Source organism: Pseudomonas sp. PA-4-8C (assembly GCF_021606625.1).
Classification (GTDB): Bacteria; Pseudomonadota; Gammaproteobacteria; order Pseudomonadales; family Pseudomonadaceae; genus Aquipseudomonas; species Aquipseudomonas lactis.
The window spans coordinates 1-16,835 of the sequence record NZ_WKCD01000104.1 but is presented as its reverse complement, the minus strand read 5'-3'; the positions used below and the strand labels follow the sequence as shown (position 1 = coordinate 16,835).

At 62.4% G+C, this 16,835-nt stretch carries 14 protein-coding genes and 1 pseudogene; 8 read left to right on the top strand and 7 right to left on the bottom strand.

What is annotated here, in order from left to right; translation table 11 throughout:
* Together GIW04_RS16695 and GIW04_RS16690 are read right to left on the bottom strand one after the other, a co-directional pair.
* On the bottom strand, nt 1–1,515 hold a 1,515-nt coding region (locus GIW04_RS16695), incomplete at its 3' end, for a TonB-dependent receptor (protein ID WP_236479065.1).
* Nucleotides 1,516–1,606: 91 nt separating this feature from the next.
* On the bottom strand, nt 1,607–1,996 hold the full coding sequence (locus GIW04_RS16690) for a DUF2946 domain-containing protein (RefSeq protein WP_120248126.1): 390 nt from the start codon (nt 1,994–1,996) through the stop codon (nt 1,607–1,609).
* Nucleotides 1,997–2,089: 93 nt separating this feature from the next.
* Between GIW04_RS16690 and GIW04_RS16685 the strand changes: the two genes are divergently transcribed.
* From GIW04_RS16685 to GIW04_RS16670, 4 genes are all read left to right on the top strand, one after another.
* Nucleotides 2,090–2,527 carry a DUF3995 domain-containing protein gene (locus GIW04_RS16685; RefSeq protein ID WP_003191649.1) on the top strand — a complete coding sequence of 146 codons (438 nt, stop codon included), beginning with the start codon at nt 2,090–2,092 and terminating at the stop codon, nt 2,525–2,527.
* Nucleotides 2,528–2,759: 232 nt separating this feature from the next.
* Nucleotides 2,760–3,926: an efflux RND transporter periplasmic adaptor subunit gene (locus GIW04_RS16680; protein WP_120248124.1), complete on the top strand. Its 1,167-nt coding sequence runs from the start codon at nt 2,760–2,762 to the stop codon at nt 3,924–3,926.
* On the top strand, nt 3,923–7,099 hold the full coding sequence (locus tag GIW04_RS16675) for an efflux RND transporter permease subunit (protein WP_094774662.1): 3,177 nt from the start codon (nt 3,923–3,925) through the stop codon (nt 7,097–7,099). The genes GIW04_RS16680 and GIW04_RS16675 overlap by 4 nt, the downstream gene beginning before the upstream one ends.
* Entirely contained in the window at nt 7,096–8,550 is a 1,455-nt protein-coding gene (locus GIW04_RS16670) for an efflux transporter outer membrane subunit (protein ID WP_003191645.1), read from the top strand. The genes GIW04_RS16675 and GIW04_RS16670 overlap by 4 nt, the downstream gene beginning before the upstream one ends.
* Before the next feature lie 264 nt (nt 8,551–8,814).
* Here the strand turns inward: GIW04_RS16670 and GIW04_RS16665 are convergent, their stop codons facing one another.
* On the bottom strand, nt 8,815–10,107 hold the full coding sequence (locus tag GIW04_RS16665; RefSeq protein WP_120248123.1) for a PQQ-dependent sugar dehydrogenase: 1,293 nt from the start codon (nt 10,105–10,107) through the stop codon (nt 8,815–8,817).
* Entirely contained in the window at nt 10,104–10,529 is a 426-nt protein-coding gene (locus tag GIW04_RS16660; RefSeq protein ID WP_003191643.1) for a DUF2231 domain-containing protein, read from the bottom strand. Before GIW04_RS16660 ends, GIW04_RS16665 begins: the two co-directional genes overlap by 4 nt.
* A gap of 188 nt (nt 10,530–10,717) precedes the next feature.
* Here GIW04_RS16660 and GIW04_RS16655 point away from each other — a divergent pair, with 188 nt between their 5' ends.
* Genes GIW04_RS16655 through GIW04_RS16645 form a run of 3 tightly spaced genes read left to right on the top strand, consistent with a single transcriptional unit; the run spans nt 10,718 to nt 12,433 of the window.
* Complete coding sequence (locus GIW04_RS16655) at nt 10,718–11,197, top strand: AAA family ATPase (RefSeq protein ID WP_034134965.1); 480 nt, start codon at nt 10,718–10,720, stop codon at nt 11,195–11,197.
* Nucleotides 11,194–11,991 carry a nucleotidyltransferase domain-containing protein gene (locus GIW04_RS16650; protein WP_120248122.1) on the top strand — a complete coding sequence of 266 codons (798 nt, stop codon included), beginning with the start codon at nt 11,194–11,196 and terminating at the stop codon, nt 11,989–11,991. The genes GIW04_RS16655 and GIW04_RS16650 overlap by 4 nt, the downstream gene beginning before the upstream one ends.
* Nucleotides 11,984–12,433, top strand: coding sequence for an NUDIX hydrolase (locus GIW04_RS16645; protein WP_003191640.1), 450 nt, complete (start codon nt 11,984–11,986; stop codon nt 12,431–12,433). Before GIW04_RS16650 ends, GIW04_RS16645 begins: the two co-directional genes overlap by 8 nt.
* Nucleotides 12,434–12,495: 62 nt before the next feature.
* Here GIW04_RS16645 and GIW04_RS16640 read toward each other — a convergent pair whose 3' ends face one another.
* Entirely contained in the window at nt 12,496–13,056 is a 561-nt protein-coding gene (locus GIW04_RS16640; RefSeq protein WP_003191639.1) for a cysteine hydrolase family protein, read from the bottom strand.
* A 145-nt stretch (nt 13,057–13,201) separates the two neighbouring features.
* Between GIW04_RS16640 and GIW04_RS16635 the strand changes: the two genes are divergently transcribed.
* Entirely contained in the window at nt 13,202–15,400 is a 2,199-nt protein-coding gene (locus GIW04_RS16635; protein ID WP_236301378.1) for an OsmC domain/YcaO domain-containing protein, read from the top strand.
* Between the two features lie 122 nt (nt 15,401–15,522).
* Here GIW04_RS16635 and GIW04_RS16630 read toward each other — a convergent pair whose 3' ends face one another.
* A complete protein-coding gene (locus GIW04_RS16630) occupies nt 15,523–16,689 on the bottom strand; it encodes a cystathionine gamma-synthase (protein WP_034134968.1) in 1,167 nt (388 codons plus the stop codon).
* Nucleotides 16,686–16,835: pseudogene (locus GIW04_RS16625) on the bottom strand (cystathionine beta-synthase); the annotation flags it as partial. The gene GIW04_RS16630 and the pseudogene GIW04_RS16625, both read right to left, overlap by 4 nt.

Genomic DNA, 16,835 nt, shown 5'->3' with positions numbered 1-16,835 from the left:
CACTTGGGTAGTGGTATTGGGCTGTTCGACGGCGGTGCTGTATTGCACATAGACATTGGCGGACGGGATGAACTGATAGGTCAGGCCCACCCGGCCCGTTACCGGTTCCCAACTGCGCTTGAAGTGCCGTGGGTTGGTGGCGGTGAGGGTGCGGTGGTTGGTCACGTCCAGGTCGATGGCGTCATAGCGTAGGCCGGTCAGCAGCGAGAGCTTGTCTGTCAATCCAAGACGGTTTTCCACGAACAGCGCCTTGGTGGTCACCTGGTTGGTTTTGTCCTTGACGAAACCTGGCTGGGTACCGGGAATATCATAGAAGTGCCCTGGGTCGTAGTGGTTCGGGTCCACGCTACTTTTGCCCGTCACGTTCAAGGGGCTGTTGGTGGTGCTGTTGACCTTGTACTCAAAACCGCCCGACCAGGTGGTAGCAAGGCCGAACACCCTCGTGTCATGGCGCAGTTCGAACTGGTTGCCGTTCTGCTCGCCCTGATGCCGCACCTGATAGGCCGTTGAGCGGTTCACCGCGCTGTTGTCGGCGTTGTACTGGTAGGTCTCCAGGTTGCGATAGTCGCGCTGGCTGTCGAGGTGATAGAGGGTATTTTTCAGTGTGGTGCTGTCGTTGATCCGGTAGTCGATGATCGACCGTGCCCAGATCGTGCGTTGCTCATAACGACCGTCGGCAACGTTGTAGTTATTGAAGCGGTTGTGCTTGTCGATCTTCAGTTCACCGGCCTTGGGGTTGAGCACCGGCGTGCCCCAGTACGGGCTGTCTTCATGTTCGTCCTGATACTCAAGCGCCAGGGTGTGGGACAGGTTCGGGGTGAGGTCGCTGAGCAGGGAGAATGCGACGCTCCAGGCATCGCGCTGATCGCGGTCGATGTAGCTGTGGTTGGTGTTGCGGCTCACGTCCAGGCGGGCGTAATGCTGTACGTCGGCGCCGGGTTCGGTCAGCGCATGGTTGAGGCCGAACGCCATGCCGGCGGTGTCGTAGCTGCCATAGCTCAGTTGGCCTTCGACGGCCTGTTCCTCGCGGGTTGCCAGCTTGGTCACGTAGTTCAACGAGCCACCCACGGAGCCTGCGCCGTTGATCAAGGAGGAGGGGCCGCCCACCAGTTCGACGCGGTCGTAGATCCACGCATCCACCGGCCGCGCCAGGCCCGTGGCGACATTGATGCCGTTGAACATCTGGGTGATCTGGCTGCTGCTAAACCCCCGGTACGAGACAAAGCCGCCAAAACCGGGCGGGGCGCTGGCGTTGACACCGGGCAGGGTATTGGCCGCATCGCGGAAGGTCTTGGCGCCGTGGCGCTCGATATCGTTGCGGTTGGCGATGGCCACTGACGCCGGGGTTTCCCGCACGCTCAGGCCCAGGCGCGAGGCCATGCCGCTGGGTTGGTCCAGGGCCAGGCCCGGCTCGGCACTTTGCTCGCCATCAATGGTGGTCGGCGCCAGTTCAAGGGCTGAGGCGCAAACAGGCAGGCAGCCGAACAGGCCCGCCAACAGGGGTAAATGTTTCATGGTTGAATCCTGAAAACTTGGCTCGAAAACAACGCACAGCTACCCGTAGTCCTTACGGCAACGGGGCGATGCAGATCAGAAAGCGCAGGGATCAGGCGACGGCAGGTGGCGCGCGGGGATTAGCCGCAGGCCAGGTGAAGCGGGCGGGAATGTCAGCAGCAAGCACCACCGCAGCAGGCGGCGCATGGGGGTGTGGCAGCACCGCCACGTTCAGGTGGGAATTGAGCGCCGGGCCCATGCCGCCGGTAGAGCACAGCGGGCAACCAAATGCCTTGGATAGCGTGGGCAGGTTTTCGTCTGTCGAGTTGCTGGGCAGCGGCGCCTGGGTACGTGGGTCGAGCGTACAGAACTGGCCGCTGATGCCGTTGAGCTGCATCCCCACCATCTGCCCATGACCAATGCTGCAGGCGAACACATTGAACAGGACGCAGCAGTAAAGCATCCAGGCAATGAGTGAGCGGTCGGCACGGGCGAGTTTCATGGGGTGGCACTTTATCATCAGCGACCGACGAAATGCCTGCAAAAAATCTCAGGGCGACTATCCTCATTCGCACATTTTTGTGGAGCGCCGACCATGAGCTTTGTCATTGCGCGATGGATCGTCGGGGTATTTACCTTCATCAGCATGGTGCATTTGTATTGGGCTGCGGGTGGCAAGCTCGGCAGCCTGGCCGCTATCCCGCAACTGCCCGGAGAGTTCGCCAGCGGGCCGAGGCCGGCGTTCAAACCGTCGGCGCTGGGCACTTTTCTGGTGGCGATGGGGCTGGTGGCGATTGCCTTGCTTGTGTGCCTGCGCGCCGGGTTGTATTTCTCGCCGGTGTCCCACGGGGCGTTGCAGTGGGGCATCAGCGCGATTGCCGTGCTGATGTTTGCCCGGGCGATCGGGGATTCGGAGCTGGTGGGGTTTTTCAAGAAGGTCGGCGGGTCGAAGTTTGCTCGCCTGGATACGTATTTTTACTCCCCGTTGTGCCTGGTGTTGGGCGCAGGCTTGTTGGTAGTCGCCTGGACCTGACTGTAGGAGCGAGCTCGCTCGCGAAAAACGTCAACGATGACGCGTTCTTCCTGAATAAGCGCGGCGCTTGTGAGTTTTTCGCGAGCAAGCTCGCTCCTACCTGTTTAGCCCTCCAGATATTTCTCAGACAAAACACACCCCCGGTTTTATAGCGCTTGACCTTCCCAGTATGGCAAGCCGGATAAAAACCCCAAGTGTCGATTTGTCTTGAAAATTCCAAGGAGGGTGAACGATGTACACCAAACCAGTAAGCCTGATTGCCGGCGCGTTGGCCGTAGCGTTAACGCTGGGCGGATGCTCGGACAAGGCGCCGCCAGCCGCAGCCGCTCAGCCACCTGGTGTGCCGGTGGCCCAGGTGGTGGCGCGGGCGGTGACGCCGTTTGTGGAGTACACCGGTTCATTGACCGCCATCGACCAGGTTCAATTGCGCCCGCGAGTCAGTGGCTATCTGCAAAGTGTCAGCGTGCCCGAAGGCCAGTTCGTGGCCAAGGGCAGCCCGTTGTTTGTGATCGATCCGCGCATGTTCCAGGCGGCAGTGAACGCCGCCAAGGCGCGCTTGCGCGAGGCCGAGGCCAATGCATCACTGGCCCAGGCCGAGCATGGCCGCGCCGAGCAGTTGTTTGCCAAGAAGGTGGTGGCGCGTGATCGCCTCGACACCGCCGTTGCTTCGCTGAATGCCGGCAGGGCCCAGGTGGAAGCCGCCAGGGCGGCGCTAGACACGGCCCAACTGGACCTGAGTTACACCCGCGTAACCGCGCCTATCAGCGGGCGCATCGACCGCGCACTGGTGACGCAAGGCAACTATGTCACCCGTGGGGAAACACCCCTGACCACAATTGTCTCCATCGACCCCTTGCATGTGTATTTCGATGTGGATGAACGCACCTACCTGCATTCGCTGGCCGCGACGCGGCAGCATGCCGGGTCCAAGGGTGAACAAGCCGCCAAGGTCATGGTGGCAATGCTCAATGACACCACCTATGCACGGGCCGGGCGCGTGGACTTTCTGGCCAACTCGGCCGACCGCAAGACCGGCACCGTGCGCGTGCGTGCGGTGGTGGCGAACCCGGATGGACGCTTGACGCCGGGGCTGTTCGCCAAGGTCAAGCTGGATACCGGCGCGGCGCAACCCCGGGTGTTGATTGCCGACCATTCCATCGGCACCGACCAAGGCCGCCGTTATGTGCTGGTAGTGGGTGAGGGTGACAAGACCGAATACCGCCCGGTCGAACTGGGCCCGGTGGTCGACGGCCTGCGGGTCATCGAACAGGGCCTGCAACCGGGCGAGCGCATTGTCGTCAAAGGCCTGGTGCGGCCGGGCATGCAGGTAACACCACTGGCCGCCAGCATCGAGGGCAAGCCGCTTGAGGCGCCGCTGGCGGTGGGGGGCGTGCAATGAGCTTCCCACGCTTTTTCATCGACCGACCGATATTCGCCATCGTCCTCTCGGTGTTGATGATGATCGGCGGCATCGTGGCCTTCTTCCATTTGCCGTTGAGCGAATACCCCGCCGTCACGCCGCCCACGGTGCAAGTGACTGCGTCGTATCCGGGGGCCAACCCGCAGGTAATTGCCGAGACAGTGGCAGCGCCGCTGGAACAGGTGATCACCGGGGTCGAGGGCATGCTTTACATGACCTCGCAGTCGGCCACCGACGGCCGCATGATCCTGACCGCGACCTTCGCCCAGGGCACCAACGCGGATATGGCCCAGATCCAGGTGCAGAACCGTGTGTCGCGGGCTTTGCCGCGCTTGCCCGAAGAGGTGCAGCGCCTGGGCGTGGTCACGCAGAAAACCTCGCCGGACATCCTCATGGTGGTGCACCTGCTGTCCCCGGACCAACGTTATGACCCGCTCTACATCTCCAACTATGCCTACCTGCAGGTGCGCGATGAGTTGTCGCGGCTGCCGGGGATCAACGATGTGCTGGTGTGGGGCGCGGGTGAATACAGCATGCGCCTGTGGCTCGACCCGGACCTGATCGCCGCCCGTGGCTTGACCGCCGGCGATGTGATTGGCGCCGTGCGCGAGCAGAACGTGCAAGTGGCGGCGGGCTCGGTCGGCCAGTCGCCGGATTCCACTGCGGCCTTTCAGGTCACGGTCAATACCCTGGGGCGCTTGACGGACGAAGAGCAGTTTGGCGACATCATCATTCGCACCGGCGATAACGGTCAGGTCACGCGTTTGCGCGATGTGGCCCGTATCGAGATGGGCGCCGATGCCTACGCGCTGCGCAGCCTGTTGGACGGCGAGCCGGCGGTGGCCTTGCAGATCATCCAGAGCCCTGGGGCCAACGCCCTCGATGTGGCGCAGTCGGTGCGCGACACCATGCAGCGCCTGCAGGCCAACTTCCCGGAAGGGCTGGTGTCGCGGATTGCCTACGACCCCACCGTGTTTGTGCGCGCTTCGCTGGAGTCGGTGGCCATCACGCTGATGGAAGCGATCCTGTTGGTGGTGATTGTGGTGGTGGTGTTCCTGCGCAACTGGCGCGCGTCGCTGATCCCCTTGATGGCCGTGCCGGTGTCGATCATCGGCACCTTCGCGGTCATGCACCTGATGGGCTTCTCCCTCAACACCTTGTCGCTGTTCGGCCTGGTGCTGTCGATTGGCATCGTGGTCGACGATGCCATCGTGGTGGTCGAGAACGTCGAGCGGCATATCGAGAACGGCGAGGAGCCGATGCAAGCTGCACGACGGGCCATGGGCGAGGTCACCGGCCCTATCATTGCGATCACCTCGGTGCTGGCGGCCGTGTTCATTCCCACCGCGTTTCTCAGCGGCCTGCAAGGCGAGTTCTATCGGCAGTTTGCGCTGACCATCGCGATTTCCACCATCCTCTCGGCGGTCAACTCGTTAACCCTCAGCCCGGCGCTGGCCGGCCTGTTGTTGCGGCCGCGGCATGCCGCCGTGGCGCCCGACCCGCGTAGCCTGCGCGGTCGCGCCACGCGGCTGCTGGAGGTACTGGGCCGGCCGTTCAAGCGTGCGCCGCAAGCCTATGGCAACACCGTGCGCAAGGTTGTCGGCCGCCGCGGCGTGGCGCTGTTGGCCTACGGCGGCTTGCTGGCGTTGACCTGGTTTGGGTTCAACGCGGTACCGGCCGGCTTCGTGCCGATGCAAGACAAATACTATCTGGTCGGCATCGCCCAACTGCCGAACGCGGCCTCGTTGGAGCGTACCGATGCGGTGGTGCGGCAAATGTCGAAAATCGCCCTGGATGAACCGGGGGTCGAGAGTGTGGTGGCGTTCCCGGGGCTGTCGGTCAACGGTTTCGTCAACGTCCCGAATGCGGCGGTAATGTTCGTCATGCTTGATCCGTTCAAGGAGCGCACCTCGCCGGATATGGCAGCGGTCGCCATCGCCGGGCGCCTGCAAGCCAAGTTTGCGAGCATCCCCGACGGCTTCCTCGGCGTATTCCCACCGCCGCCGGTACCGGGGCTCGGGGTGACCGGGGGCTTCAAGCTGCAGGTCGAAGACCGTGGCGGCGTCGGGCTTGAGGCGTTGGTGCAGCAGACCCAAATGCTGATGACCAAAGCCACTGAGTCAGGCCAGGTGGCCGGGTTGATGACCAGCCTGGACGTCAACGCGCCGCAACTGAATGTCGACATCGACCGCACCCAGGTCAAGAGCCAGGGCGTGCGCCTGGCGGATGTGTTCGAGTCGCTGCAGGTCTACCTGGGGTCGCTGTATGTCAACGACTTCAACCGGTTTGGCCGCACCTACAAAGTCACGGCACAGGCCGATGCAGACCACCGCATGCAGGCCGAAGCCATCGGCCGTCTGCAGGTGCGCAATGCCGCCGGCGACATGCTGCCGTTGTCGGCATTTGTCACGGTCACGCCGAGCTCCGGGCCTGACCGGGTGATTCACTACAACGGCTATCCGTCGGCGGATATCTCTGGCGGCGCGATGCCAGGGGTCAGCTCGGGGCAGGCGGTTGCGCTTATGGAACGCTTGGCCCAGGAGGTACTGCCCGAGGGCGTGACCTATGAATGGACAGACCTGACCTACCAGCAAAAACTTGCCGGGTCATCGGCCCTGTTTATTTTCCCGCTGTGTGTGTTGCTGGCGTATCTGATCCTCGCCGCGCAGTACAACAGTTGGCTGCTGCCGTTGGCGGTGTTGCTGATCGTGCCCATGTGCCTGCTCAGCGCAATCCTCGGCGTGTGGCTGGTGGACGGCGACAACAACGTGTTCGTGCAGATCGGGTTGGTGGTGCTGGTGGGCCTGGCGGCGAAGAACGCCATCCTGATTGTCGAGTTTGCCCGCAGCCTCGAAGCCGAAGGCGCCAGCCCCTTGGAAGCGGTGATCCACGCGTGTCAGTTGCGCCTGCGGCCTATTTTGATGACGTCTCTGGCGTTCATCGCCGGCGTGGTGCCGCTGGTGTTTGCCAGTGGCGCCGGTGCCGAGATGCGCCATGCCATGGGGGTTGCGGTGTTTGCCGGGATGTTGGGCGTGACGCTGTTCGGCCTGTTCCTGACGCCGGTGTTCTATGTGGTGATGCGCAGCCTGGCGCTGCGCGTGGAGCGCCAGGGGGCGAGCCCTAAGGTGCAGCTAAAGGAGAGCGCATCATGAAACAGGCGTATCCAGCTTTTGTGTTGTCGTTGACCCTGCTGGCTGGTTGCGGTTCGGTGGGGCCGGACTATTCCGCGCCGGTGCTGCCCGCTGCGCAACGGGCGACGAGCTTTGGCGCGCCCATTGCCGGGCTTGGTCCGGGCGAGGTGGAGGTGCAGTGGTGGCAGGTGTTTGATGAGCCGGCACTGAGCCAATTGATCCAGCAGGCACTGGCGGCCAACCACGACATCGGCATCGCCGCCGCACGCCTGGACGAAGCCAAGGCGCTGCTGCGTGAAAGCCGCCAAGGCTTCCTGCCCAGCGGCGGCGCCGCCCTGGGCTACGAGCATCGCAAGCGCAGCGAGGTCCAGACCCCGTTCGGCGAGCAGCGCTCCATTGAAACCACCCGCGCGGCGGTGGATGCGGCCTGGGAAATCGACTTGTTTGGCCGCGTGCGTCGCTCGGTGGAGGCGGCCCAGGCCCAGGCGGGGTCGCGTCAGGCGTTATTGCGCAACGTGCAAGCGAGCGTCGCGGCGACTGTCGCGGCCACCTGGTTTGACCTGCAAGGCATCGAAGCCGAGCAGGCCGTGGTTGCGGATATCAGCCAGAGCCAGCGCGACAGCCTGGGCCTGGTGGGGCAGATGGTCAGCGTCGGCGCCGCCACCGAATTCGACCGGCTGCGCGCCGAGGCCTTGTTGCGCAATGTGGAGGCGGTAGCGCCTGACCTGGAGCGACGTCGCGCCAGGGCAACCAACGCGCTGGCGGTGCTGCTGGGGCAAGCGCCTCAAGGGTTCAAGCCACCGCAGGCCCGGCCTGGGCGTGAAACCTTGAACCTGCGCACGCTGCAGGTGGGAGACCCAGCTGGCTTGCTGGCGCGCCGCGCCGACATCGCCGCGGCCGAACGCACGCTGGCGGCCGCGACCGCGCAGATCGGCGTGGAAACCGCTGGTTTGTATCCGGACATTCAGGTGCAGGGCTCCATCGGTTTGCTGGCCGGAAGCCTCAGCGCCCTGGGCGATGCGGGCATGCAGTCGAACTTTATCGCGCCGGTGATTCGCTGGTCGCTGCTGGACACCGGGCGCGTACGTGCGCGGATTGCCGCCAGCGAGGCGCGCACCCAGGCGGCCTTGATCGCTTATGACCAGACCGTGTTGCGGGCCCTGCAGGAAACCGATGATGCGTTCCAGGCCAACCGCACGGCCGGCAACACCCTGGGCTTGCGGCTGCTGGAGGCGGCCGCCAATCGTGAGGCCGCCAGCTTTGCGCGCGAGCGGTTTGCGCAAGGCGAGGGTGTGTACCTGGATGTGCTTGAGGCCGAACGTGCCGACTTCACCAGCCGCCGCGCATTGACCGCGGCGCGCACGGAGCAGCGCTTGGCGGTGGTGGGGATCTATAAGGCGCTGGGGGGCGGCTGGGAGATCTGTGAGCGGGCGGGGCAGGCGTGTAGCGGGGCTGCTGCTGTGTTGCGGTAACGGCCAGGTATCACACAGCGATCAAATGACGGTGGGCCTGTGGGAGCGGGCTTGCTCGCGAAGGCGGTTTGTCAGTCACTGGATCTGCGACTGAACCACCGCTTTCGCAGGCAAGCTAGCTCCCACATTGGTTACGTATTGCCCACAAAATCAGCGCCTGGCACAGACCTTGTGTGCGCCCGATGTCAGCCTGACAGCCGAACAGCATGTTGGATCAAAACCGCCTACACATCAGTCTCACTACCTCATTGCGTAGTTCCTCGATTATTGGTTACGTGTGACTCGCCAAACAGTATTGGCCAAGTCGTCAGCAATGATCAGCGCGCCTTTGGGGTCCACGGTCACTCCAACCGGGCGGCCACGGGTTTTGCCGTCGTCGCCGCGAAAGCCGGTGGCAAAGTCGATGGGCTCGCCCGCCGGCTTGCCGTTGCTGAACGGTACGAAGATCACTTTATAGCCCACTGGGTTGTCACGGTTCCAACTGCCGTGCTCGCCGACAAACACGCCGTCAGCGAATTTTTCACCCAGGGCGGGGATGGAGAAATCCACGCCTAACGCGGCCACGTGGGAACCCAGGCTGTAATCGGGCTTGATCGCCGCAGCCACCTTGGCCGGGTTTTGCGGTTGTGCGCGGGGGTCGACGTTCTGGCCCCAGTAGCTGTAGGGCCAGCCGTAGAAGGCACCTTCGCGCACCGACGTCAGGTAGTCCGGCACCAGGTCGGGGCCCAGCTCATCGCGCTCGTTGACCACCGTCCACAGTTGCCCGGAACCCGGTTGGATGGTCAACGCCGTCGGGTTGCGCAGGCCCGTGGCGTAGGGTTTGTGCGCGCCGGTGGCCGCGTCGATCTGCCAGACCATCGCACGGTCGATCTCCACTTCCATGCCGCGTTCGGTGATGTTGCTGTTGGAACCGATGCCCACATACAGCTGACGCCCGTCCTCACTCACGGCCAACGACTTGGTCCAGTGATGGTTGATCTGCGCCGGCAGGTCGGTGACTTTGACCGGTGGCGCGCTGGCCTTGGTCTGGCCGTCGGCGTAGTCAAAACGCACCAGTGCATCCTGGTTGGCCACATACAGCTTGCCGTCGGCGAATGCCAGGCCGTAAGGGGCGTTGAGGTTATCGGCGAACACGGTCTTGAGTTCATAGGTGCCGTCACCGTCGGCGTCACGCAGCAGCGTAATGCGGTTGCCGCCTTTGACCTGGGTGTTGCCCTGGGCCTTGATCACACTGGCGATCACGTCCTTGGGCTTGAGCTTGGCCGCGCTGCCGCCACGGCCTTCGGCCACCAGGATATCGCCGTTGGGCAGCACCAGGGTCTGGCGCGGGATCGCAAGGTCCTTGGCGATGGCGGTCACGCTGAAGCCTTCGGGCACCTTGGGCTTTTGTTCGCCCCACGGTGTGGGCTCGGCAATCTTCATGCTCGGCAACAGGCTGCTTTGTTGCTCGGGCAGTTTGGGGTCAGGGCCGCGTGCCTGGGTCTTGTCACCTTCGCCGCCACAGGCACTCAGCAACAGGGCGGCGCTGAGCAGGGTCAGTGTGTTGAGTGGTTTCATCGGGCAGCTCCTGAGCGCAGGTTGGTCAAGCCGAGCCAGGTGGCGACAATCGCCAGCACGGTGACAATCGCCGACAGCACCAAGCCAGCAGGCATCATGGCGTAGGCATCCTTGGCATGCTGAAAGGCGTTCACCAGCCCTAGCACCCAAGTGCCCAGCAACAGCAGGAAGTACGCCACCGGGCGTCCGCCCTTGTGTTCGGCACGCACCAGGTTGACCAGCGCAAACAGCAGGGCAAAGCCACAGAACACCAACGCTCCTGCGATCAGCCAGGAGGCAAAATTGGCCCATTGAATCTGGTAGGTCTGGCCGTAGGCGATATCACTGAGCAAGGCTCCGAGAAACAACGGCACGGTGCCGGCAAGCAAAGTCCCGTGCAACGGCCCGGGCCTGACGACGGGGTAAGTGGGGAGGGTAGTCATGTCGGTGGCGGCTCCTTATCGTTCTGCACCCTGGACTCAGGGCGCGCTGACTTCGCATAGGAAAGGAGCCTGTCATTTGTCAGAAAGTTCATTGAGAGATGGCGATGTTTCCTGGCAGATGTACCTGGATGTGTTTACGACGCCAGCGTCATGACTCATCCTGTTTGGCCACAACAAGGAATCGTTTTATGCCAACCCTGCACCTGTTATGCGGCAAGATCGCCTCCGGTAAGTCCACACTCGCCAAAACCCTGGCTGCCGAGCATGGGGCCATTGTGCTCAGCGAAGACCAGTGGCTGGCCAGTCTCTACCCTGGTGAGATCCTGAGCATTGCCGACTATCTGCGCTGTGCCCAGCGGGTTCGTGGGGTACTTGAGCCGCTGGTGATCGATCTGTTGGCATGCGGCGTCAATGTGGTGCTGGATTTTCCGGCCAACACCCTCGCCAATCGTCAATGGTTGCTCGGCCTGGCCCAGGCAGCCAAGGTGCCGCACTGCCTGCATTACCTGGAGCTGGACGATGCCACCTGTCGTGCGCGCCTGCACGCGCGCAACGCCCGGGGTGAGCACGATTTTGCCGCCACCGATGCCGAGTTCGACCTGATCACTCGCCATTTCAGTGTGCCGAGTGAAGAGGAAGGTCTGGTGATTGAGGTGCACCGCCCGTGAACACCCAAAAATCTGCAGGCATTGATGTCGACGGCTATATCCTCACCGTTGCCGATCGGCCTATACAACCCGAGTTCCAGCCCCTGCTGACGGACATCTGCGCTACCTTGTCCCGGCCAGAACTGGGGCTGCACGGGATTTACCTATATGGCAGCATCGCACGGGGTGAAGGTGAGATCGGCGTTTCTGATCTTGACCTTTCGCTGATACTGGTCGAGCCACCGGATGCGCCCGTGCTTGAACAATTGGAGTCGGCCCGACTCGCCTTGGAGCAACGGCATCCCCAAGTCACCAAGATCGACTTCGACATCGGTCACCACGCCCAGGTGTTGGCGCCCGAGAACCGAAACAGTTGGGGCTTCTGGCTCAAACATCATTGCCGCTGTATCTGGGGCGAAGACCTGTCACTGCACTTCGAACCGTTTCGCCCGTCCTGCGCCATTGCCCTGGCGGTCAACGGCGATTTTGAACAGGCGCTCACGGCGTATCTGGTAGGTATCGAACAGGCCAGCACTGAGCAGGTACGCCATCGCTTGCAGCGGGAAGCATCGCGGGCCTTGATCCGCGCCACCCACACTCTGCGAGCGCAAGATGCGCAAACCTGGCCGCAAACCCTGGAAGAGTACGTCGGCCTGTTTGTTCAGCATTACCCGACCATGCGCGTGCAAATCGCCTACTTCCTGTTTGAGGCACGCAACCCGAGCGCCGAGGGCCAGGCATTTACGACACGCCTGCGGGCGTTTCTGAGCTGGATGAATTCAGCAGTCATAGAAAGGAATCAATCTGATGCGTGAACGCAAAGCGGCACGATTACTGGTCATAAACCCTGCACAGCAAGTGTTGCTGTTTCGCTTCGTGCACAAAGAAGGCGCCTTGGCCGGCCAGGATTACTGGGCCACGCCGGGCGGTGGCGTTGAGGCCGGGGAGACCTTTCACAGCGCCGCGATTCGTGAGTTGCGCGAAGAGACGGGTATCACGGTCAGCAGCGTCGGGGAATGTGTAGCAGAGCGCAACGTGACCTTGATGCTACCCTGCGGCGAAACGGTGCTGGCGGTTGAGCGGTACTTCGTTGTGCATGCGCCCAGCGAGGCGTTATCCAGGGCCGAGTGGACGCAGCAGGAGGCACAGGTGATGGCGGACCATCGCTGGTGGTCGGCAGAGGCGCTGCGCGCAACGAGCGATACGGTATGGCCGCAAGCGTTGCCGCAAATGCTGGAGGATGCCGGGGTGTTTTAACCGTCCAGGCCGGCAAGCGGTCGCCATCGTGCGTTTGCCCTGACGCATGTCTGCATTGCTTATTAATGATTGGCCAGGATTTCACTCGTCTGGAACACCCTTGCATAGTCCATCGCCAAGTTGCTGAGCGACAAAGCATGCACATCTTCTGCCGCCCACAGCCGCCCCGACAAGTCGGTTTGGTCGAAGGTAAAACACGCATCCGCCGCCACGATCACGTCGAACCCCAGGTTGCCGCCCGAGCGTGCGGTGGACTCCACTGAATTGTTGGTGATGACGCCGACGATCACCAACTGCTGGATCGAGCGCAGGTGCAGCCAGCGCTCCAGGCCCGTGGCGCTGAACGCATCCGGTACGTTTTTTTCCACCACATGCTCGTGGGCCAGGGGGTGCAGCGCATCCTGGAACTCACAGCCGGGTTGGCCTGGCCGGAACACCGAAGCGTCAGCGCGGGATATATGTCGCACATGAATGATCGGGCGTTGCGCCTGGCGCCAGGCATTGAGCAATTGCTGTATGTGCAGCTCAGCGTCTGGGTTGTTGCGGCGGCCAAGGGTGGGATCGGCCATGCCTTTTTGCATATCGATGATCAACAGTGCGGCGTTCGTCGCTATCGGTTCCATGGCCTGTCCTGGCAGAGGTGAACATTATCTAACTAGTTGGAAGTTAGCACCGATCGGCAGCCCATACGCAAATCCCTGAGACTTCCCGGCGAAACGCTTCATAATGGCGGCCAATTTGTTTAGCTCGTTATTCTGGTGTGCCCGCATGGAAATTAAGGTCAACTTTCTCGACAACCTTCGGCTTGAAGCCAAGTTCGATGACTTCACGGTCATTGCCGACCAGCCCATCCGCTACAAGGGCGATGGCTCGGCACCTGGGCCATTCGACTACTTCCTGGCTTCGTCGGCGTTGTGTGCGGCGTACTTTGTGAAGTTGTACTGCCAGACGCGCAATATTCCCACCGAGAATATTCGCCTGTCGCAGAACAACATCGTCGACCCGGAAAACCGCTACAATCAGATTTTCAAGATCCAGGTCGAATTGCCCGCGGACATCTCCGACAAGGACCGCCAAGGCATCCTGCGTTCCATCGACCGCTGCACCGTGAAGAAAGTGGTGCAGGCCGGGCCGGAATTCGTGATTGAGGAAGTCGACAACCTCGACGCCGATGCCCAGGCGCTGTTGATGCCCAACTCCACGTCCGAGGCGGGCACCTACATTGCCGGCAAGGACCTGCCACTGGAACAGACCATCGCCAACATGTCGGCGATTCTCGCCGGCCTGGGCATGAAGATCGAGATCGCTTCGTGGCGCAATATCGTGCCCAACGTGTGGTCGCTGCACATCCGCGACGCCCATTCGCCGATGTGCTTTACCAACGGCAAGGGCGCGACGAAAGAAGGCGCGCTGGCGTCGGCGCTGGGCGAGTTCATCGAGCGCCTGAACTGCAACTTTTTCTACAACGACCAGTTCTGGGGCGAGGATCTGGCCAACGCGCCGTTCGTGCATTACCCGGACGAGCGTTGGTTCCAGCCGGGCTCCAACGATGAGTTGCCGAGTGAAATCCTTGATGCCTACTGCCTGAAAGTCTACAACCGCGAGGGCGAGCTGCGCGGTTCGCACCTGTTCGACACCAACTCCGGCAATGAGGCCCGTGGGATTGTCTCGCTGCCGTTCGTGCGCCAGTCCGATGGCGAGGTGGTGTATTTCCCGTCCAACCTGATCGAAAACCTCTACCTGAGCAACGGCATGAGCGCCGGCAACACCCTGGCCGAAGCCCAGGTGCAGTGCCTGTCGGAGATTTTCGAGCGGGCGGTGAAACGCGAAATCATCGAAGGCGAATTTGCCCTGCCGGACGTACCGGCCGACGTGCTGGCCAAGTACCCGGGCATCCTGGCGGGCATCGAAGGCCTGGAAGCCCAGGGCGTTCCGGTGCTGGTCAAGGATGCGTCCCTGGGCGGTGAATTCCCAGTGATGTGCGTGACCTTGATGAACCCGCGCACCGGCGGCGTGTTCGCTTCGTTCGGCGCGCACCCCAGCCTGGAAGTGGCGCTGGAACGCAGCCTCACCGAGCTGCTGCAAGGCCGCAGCTTCGAAGGCTTGAACGACCTGCCGCAGCCGACCTTCGAAGGCCAGGCGGTCACCGAGCCGAACAACTTCGTCGAGCACTTTATCGATTCCAGCGGCGTGGTGTCGTGGCGCTTCTTCAGTGCCCAGTCCGATTATGAGTTCGTCGAGTGGGACTTCTCCGGCCAGGGCGAAGACTCCAATGCCCAGGAAGCCGCCACGCTGTTCGGCATCCTCGAAGGCATGGGCAAAGAATCGTATATGGCGGTGTATGAGCACCTGGGCGCTACCGCCTGCCGCATCCTGGTGCCGGACTACTCGGAAATCTACCCCGTGGACGACCTGATCTGGGACAACACCAACAAGGCGCTGTTTTTCCGCGAAGACATCCTTAACCTGCACCGCCTCAACGAGGAGGAGCTGCAGGCGTTGGTCGAGCGCCTGATAGAAAGCGAGCTGGACGACTACACCGATATCACTACGTTGATTGGCATCGAGTTCGATGACAACACGGCGTGGGGCCAACTGACCATCCTGGAGCTCAAGCTGCTGATCTTCCTGGCCTTGCAGCAGTATGAAGAGGCCAAGGAGTGCGTGGAGATGTTCCTGCAGTACAACGACAACACGGTTGAGCGTGGGTTGTTTTACCAGGCGATGAACGCGGTGCTGGAGATGGAGTTGGATGACGACTTGGAACTGGCCGATTACGAGGCCAACTTCCGGCGCATGTTCGGTAATGAGCGCATGGACGCGGTGATCGGTTCGGTTAACGGCAGCGTGCGCTTTTATGGGCTGACGCCGACCAGCATGAAGCTGGAAGGCCTGGACCGGCATTTGCGCTTGATCGATAGCTACAAGAAGCTGCATGCAGCGCGGGCCAACATCACCCAAGGCTGACCCACACTGATCGTTCCCACGCTCCGCGTGGGAACGCATCCTGTGACGCTCTGCGTCACGCTTGGGGACGCAGAGCGTCCCGGGCGGCATTCCCACGCAGAGCGTGGGAACGATCATGGCGGTTAGATGTGGGCCAAGGCCTGCGCCAGGTCTGCGCGCAAATCCTCCACATCTTCAACCCCCACCGACAACCGCACCAGTCCATCGCCAATGCCCAATTGCGCTCGCGTCGCCGCCGGGATGCTGGCATGGGTCATGATTGCCGGGTGTTCGATCAGGCTTTCCACGCCCCCCAGGCTCTCGGCCAGGGCGAAGATCTTCACGTTTTCCAGAAAGCGCGTCGCGCCGGCCAGGTCGCTGTTCAAGTCCACTGAAATCATCCCGCCAAATCCGCGCATCTGCTGTTTCGCCAGGTCGTGCTGTGGGTGGGATTCCAAACCTGGGTAGTGAACCCGCGACACTTGCGGCTGTTGTTCCAGCCAGGTGGCCAGGTCCAGGGCATTGCTGCAATGGCGCTCCATGCGCAGCGACAGGGTTTTTACCCCGCGCAGGGTCAGGAAGGCATCGAACGGCCCGGCGATGGCGCCAATGGAGTTTTGCAGGAAGCCCAGGCGTTCGGCCAATTCAGCGTTGTCGCCAACCACAGCGATACCACCGATCACATCAGAATGCCCATTGAGGTATTTAGTGGTGGAGTGCACCACGATGTCGAAGCCCAGCTCCAGCGGGCGCTGGATCCAGGGGCTGGCGAAGGTGTTGTCGGCCACGCAGGTAATCCCGCGGGCACGGCAGATGCGGGCCACGGCCCGCAGGTCGGTCAGGCTCAGCAGCGGGTTGCTAGGGGTTTCGACCCAGACCATGCGCGTGTCGTCCTGCAATGACGCTTCAAAGGCTGACAAGTCGCTGAGGTCGACATAGCTGAAGCGGTGCCCGGCACTGCGCTGGCGCACCTTGTCGAACAGCCGGAAGGTGCCGCCGTACAGGTCGTTGCCCGAGACGATATGCCCGCCGGCATCCAGCAGCTCCAACACAGTGGAGATCGCCGCCAGCCCCGAGGCAAACGCAAACGCCTGGCTGCCGCCTTCAAGGTCGGCCACGCAGCGTTCCAGGGCGAAACGCGTGGGGTTATGGGAGCGGCCATAGTCAAAACCCTTGTGTACGCCGGGGCTGTCTTGCAGGTAGGTAGAGTTGGCGTAGATCGGCGGCATCAGCGCACCCGTGGTCGGGTCGGGTGACTGCCCGGCGTGGATCACACGGGTGGCAAACGCGCTTTTATCGGGCTGGCTCATGCAAGGGATCTCCGTAGGTGGTTAAGCAGGTCGACGCGGGTGATCAGGCCATAAAAGCCTGAGGCGTCGGCAATGATGGCGACCAGGCCGCGATCCAGCTCGGCCTGAAGTTCGGCCAGGCTGGCGCTGGGGGCCAGGGTGTGCAG

Coding starts and splice junctions, on each gene's coding strand:
- GIW04_RS16640 (WP_003191639.1), bottom strand. CDS start 13,056: ATGGAACCGATAGCGACGAACGCCGCACTGTTGATCATCGATATGCAA.
- GIW04_RS16630 (WP_034134968.1), bottom strand. CDS start 16,689: ATGAGCCAGCCCGATAAAAGCGCGTTTGCCACCCGTGTGATCCACGCC.
- GIW04_RS16685 (WP_003191649.1), top strand. CDS start 2,090: ATGAGCTTTGTCATTGCGCGATGGATCGTCGGGGTATTTACCTTCATC.
- GIW04_RS16660 (WP_003191643.1), bottom strand. CDS start 10,529: ATGACTACCCTCCCCACTTACCCCGTCGTCAGGCCCGGGCCGTTGCAC.
- GIW04_RS16645 (WP_003191640.1), top strand. CDS start 11,984: ATGCGTGAACGCAAAGCGGCACGATTACTGGTCATAAACCCTGCACAG.
- GIW04_RS16670 (WP_003191645.1), top strand. CDS start 7,096: ATGAAACAGGCGTATCCAGCTTTTGTGTTGTCGTTGACCCTGCTGGCT.
- GIW04_RS16680 (WP_120248124.1), top strand. CDS start 2,760: ATGTACACCAAACCAGTAAGCCTGATTGCCGGCGCGTTGGCCGTAGCG.
- GIW04_RS16690 (WP_120248126.1), bottom strand. CDS start 1,996: ATGAAACTCGCCCGTGCCGACCGCTCACTCATTGCCTGGATGCTTTAC.
- GIW04_RS16675 (WP_094774662.1), top strand. CDS start 3,923: ATGAGCTTCCCACGCTTTTTCATCGACCGACCGATATTCGCCATCGTC.
- GIW04_RS16655 (WP_034134965.1), top strand. CDS start 10,718: ATGCCAACCCTGCACCTGTTATGCGGCAAGATCGCCTCCGGTAAGTCC.
- GIW04_RS16665 (WP_120248123.1), bottom strand. CDS start 10,107: ATGAAACCACTCAACACACTGACCCTGCTCAGCGCCGCCCTGTTGCTG.
- GIW04_RS16635 (WP_236301378.1), top strand. CDS start 13,202: ATGGAAATTAAGGTCAACTTTCTCGACAACCTTCGGCTTGAAGCCAAG.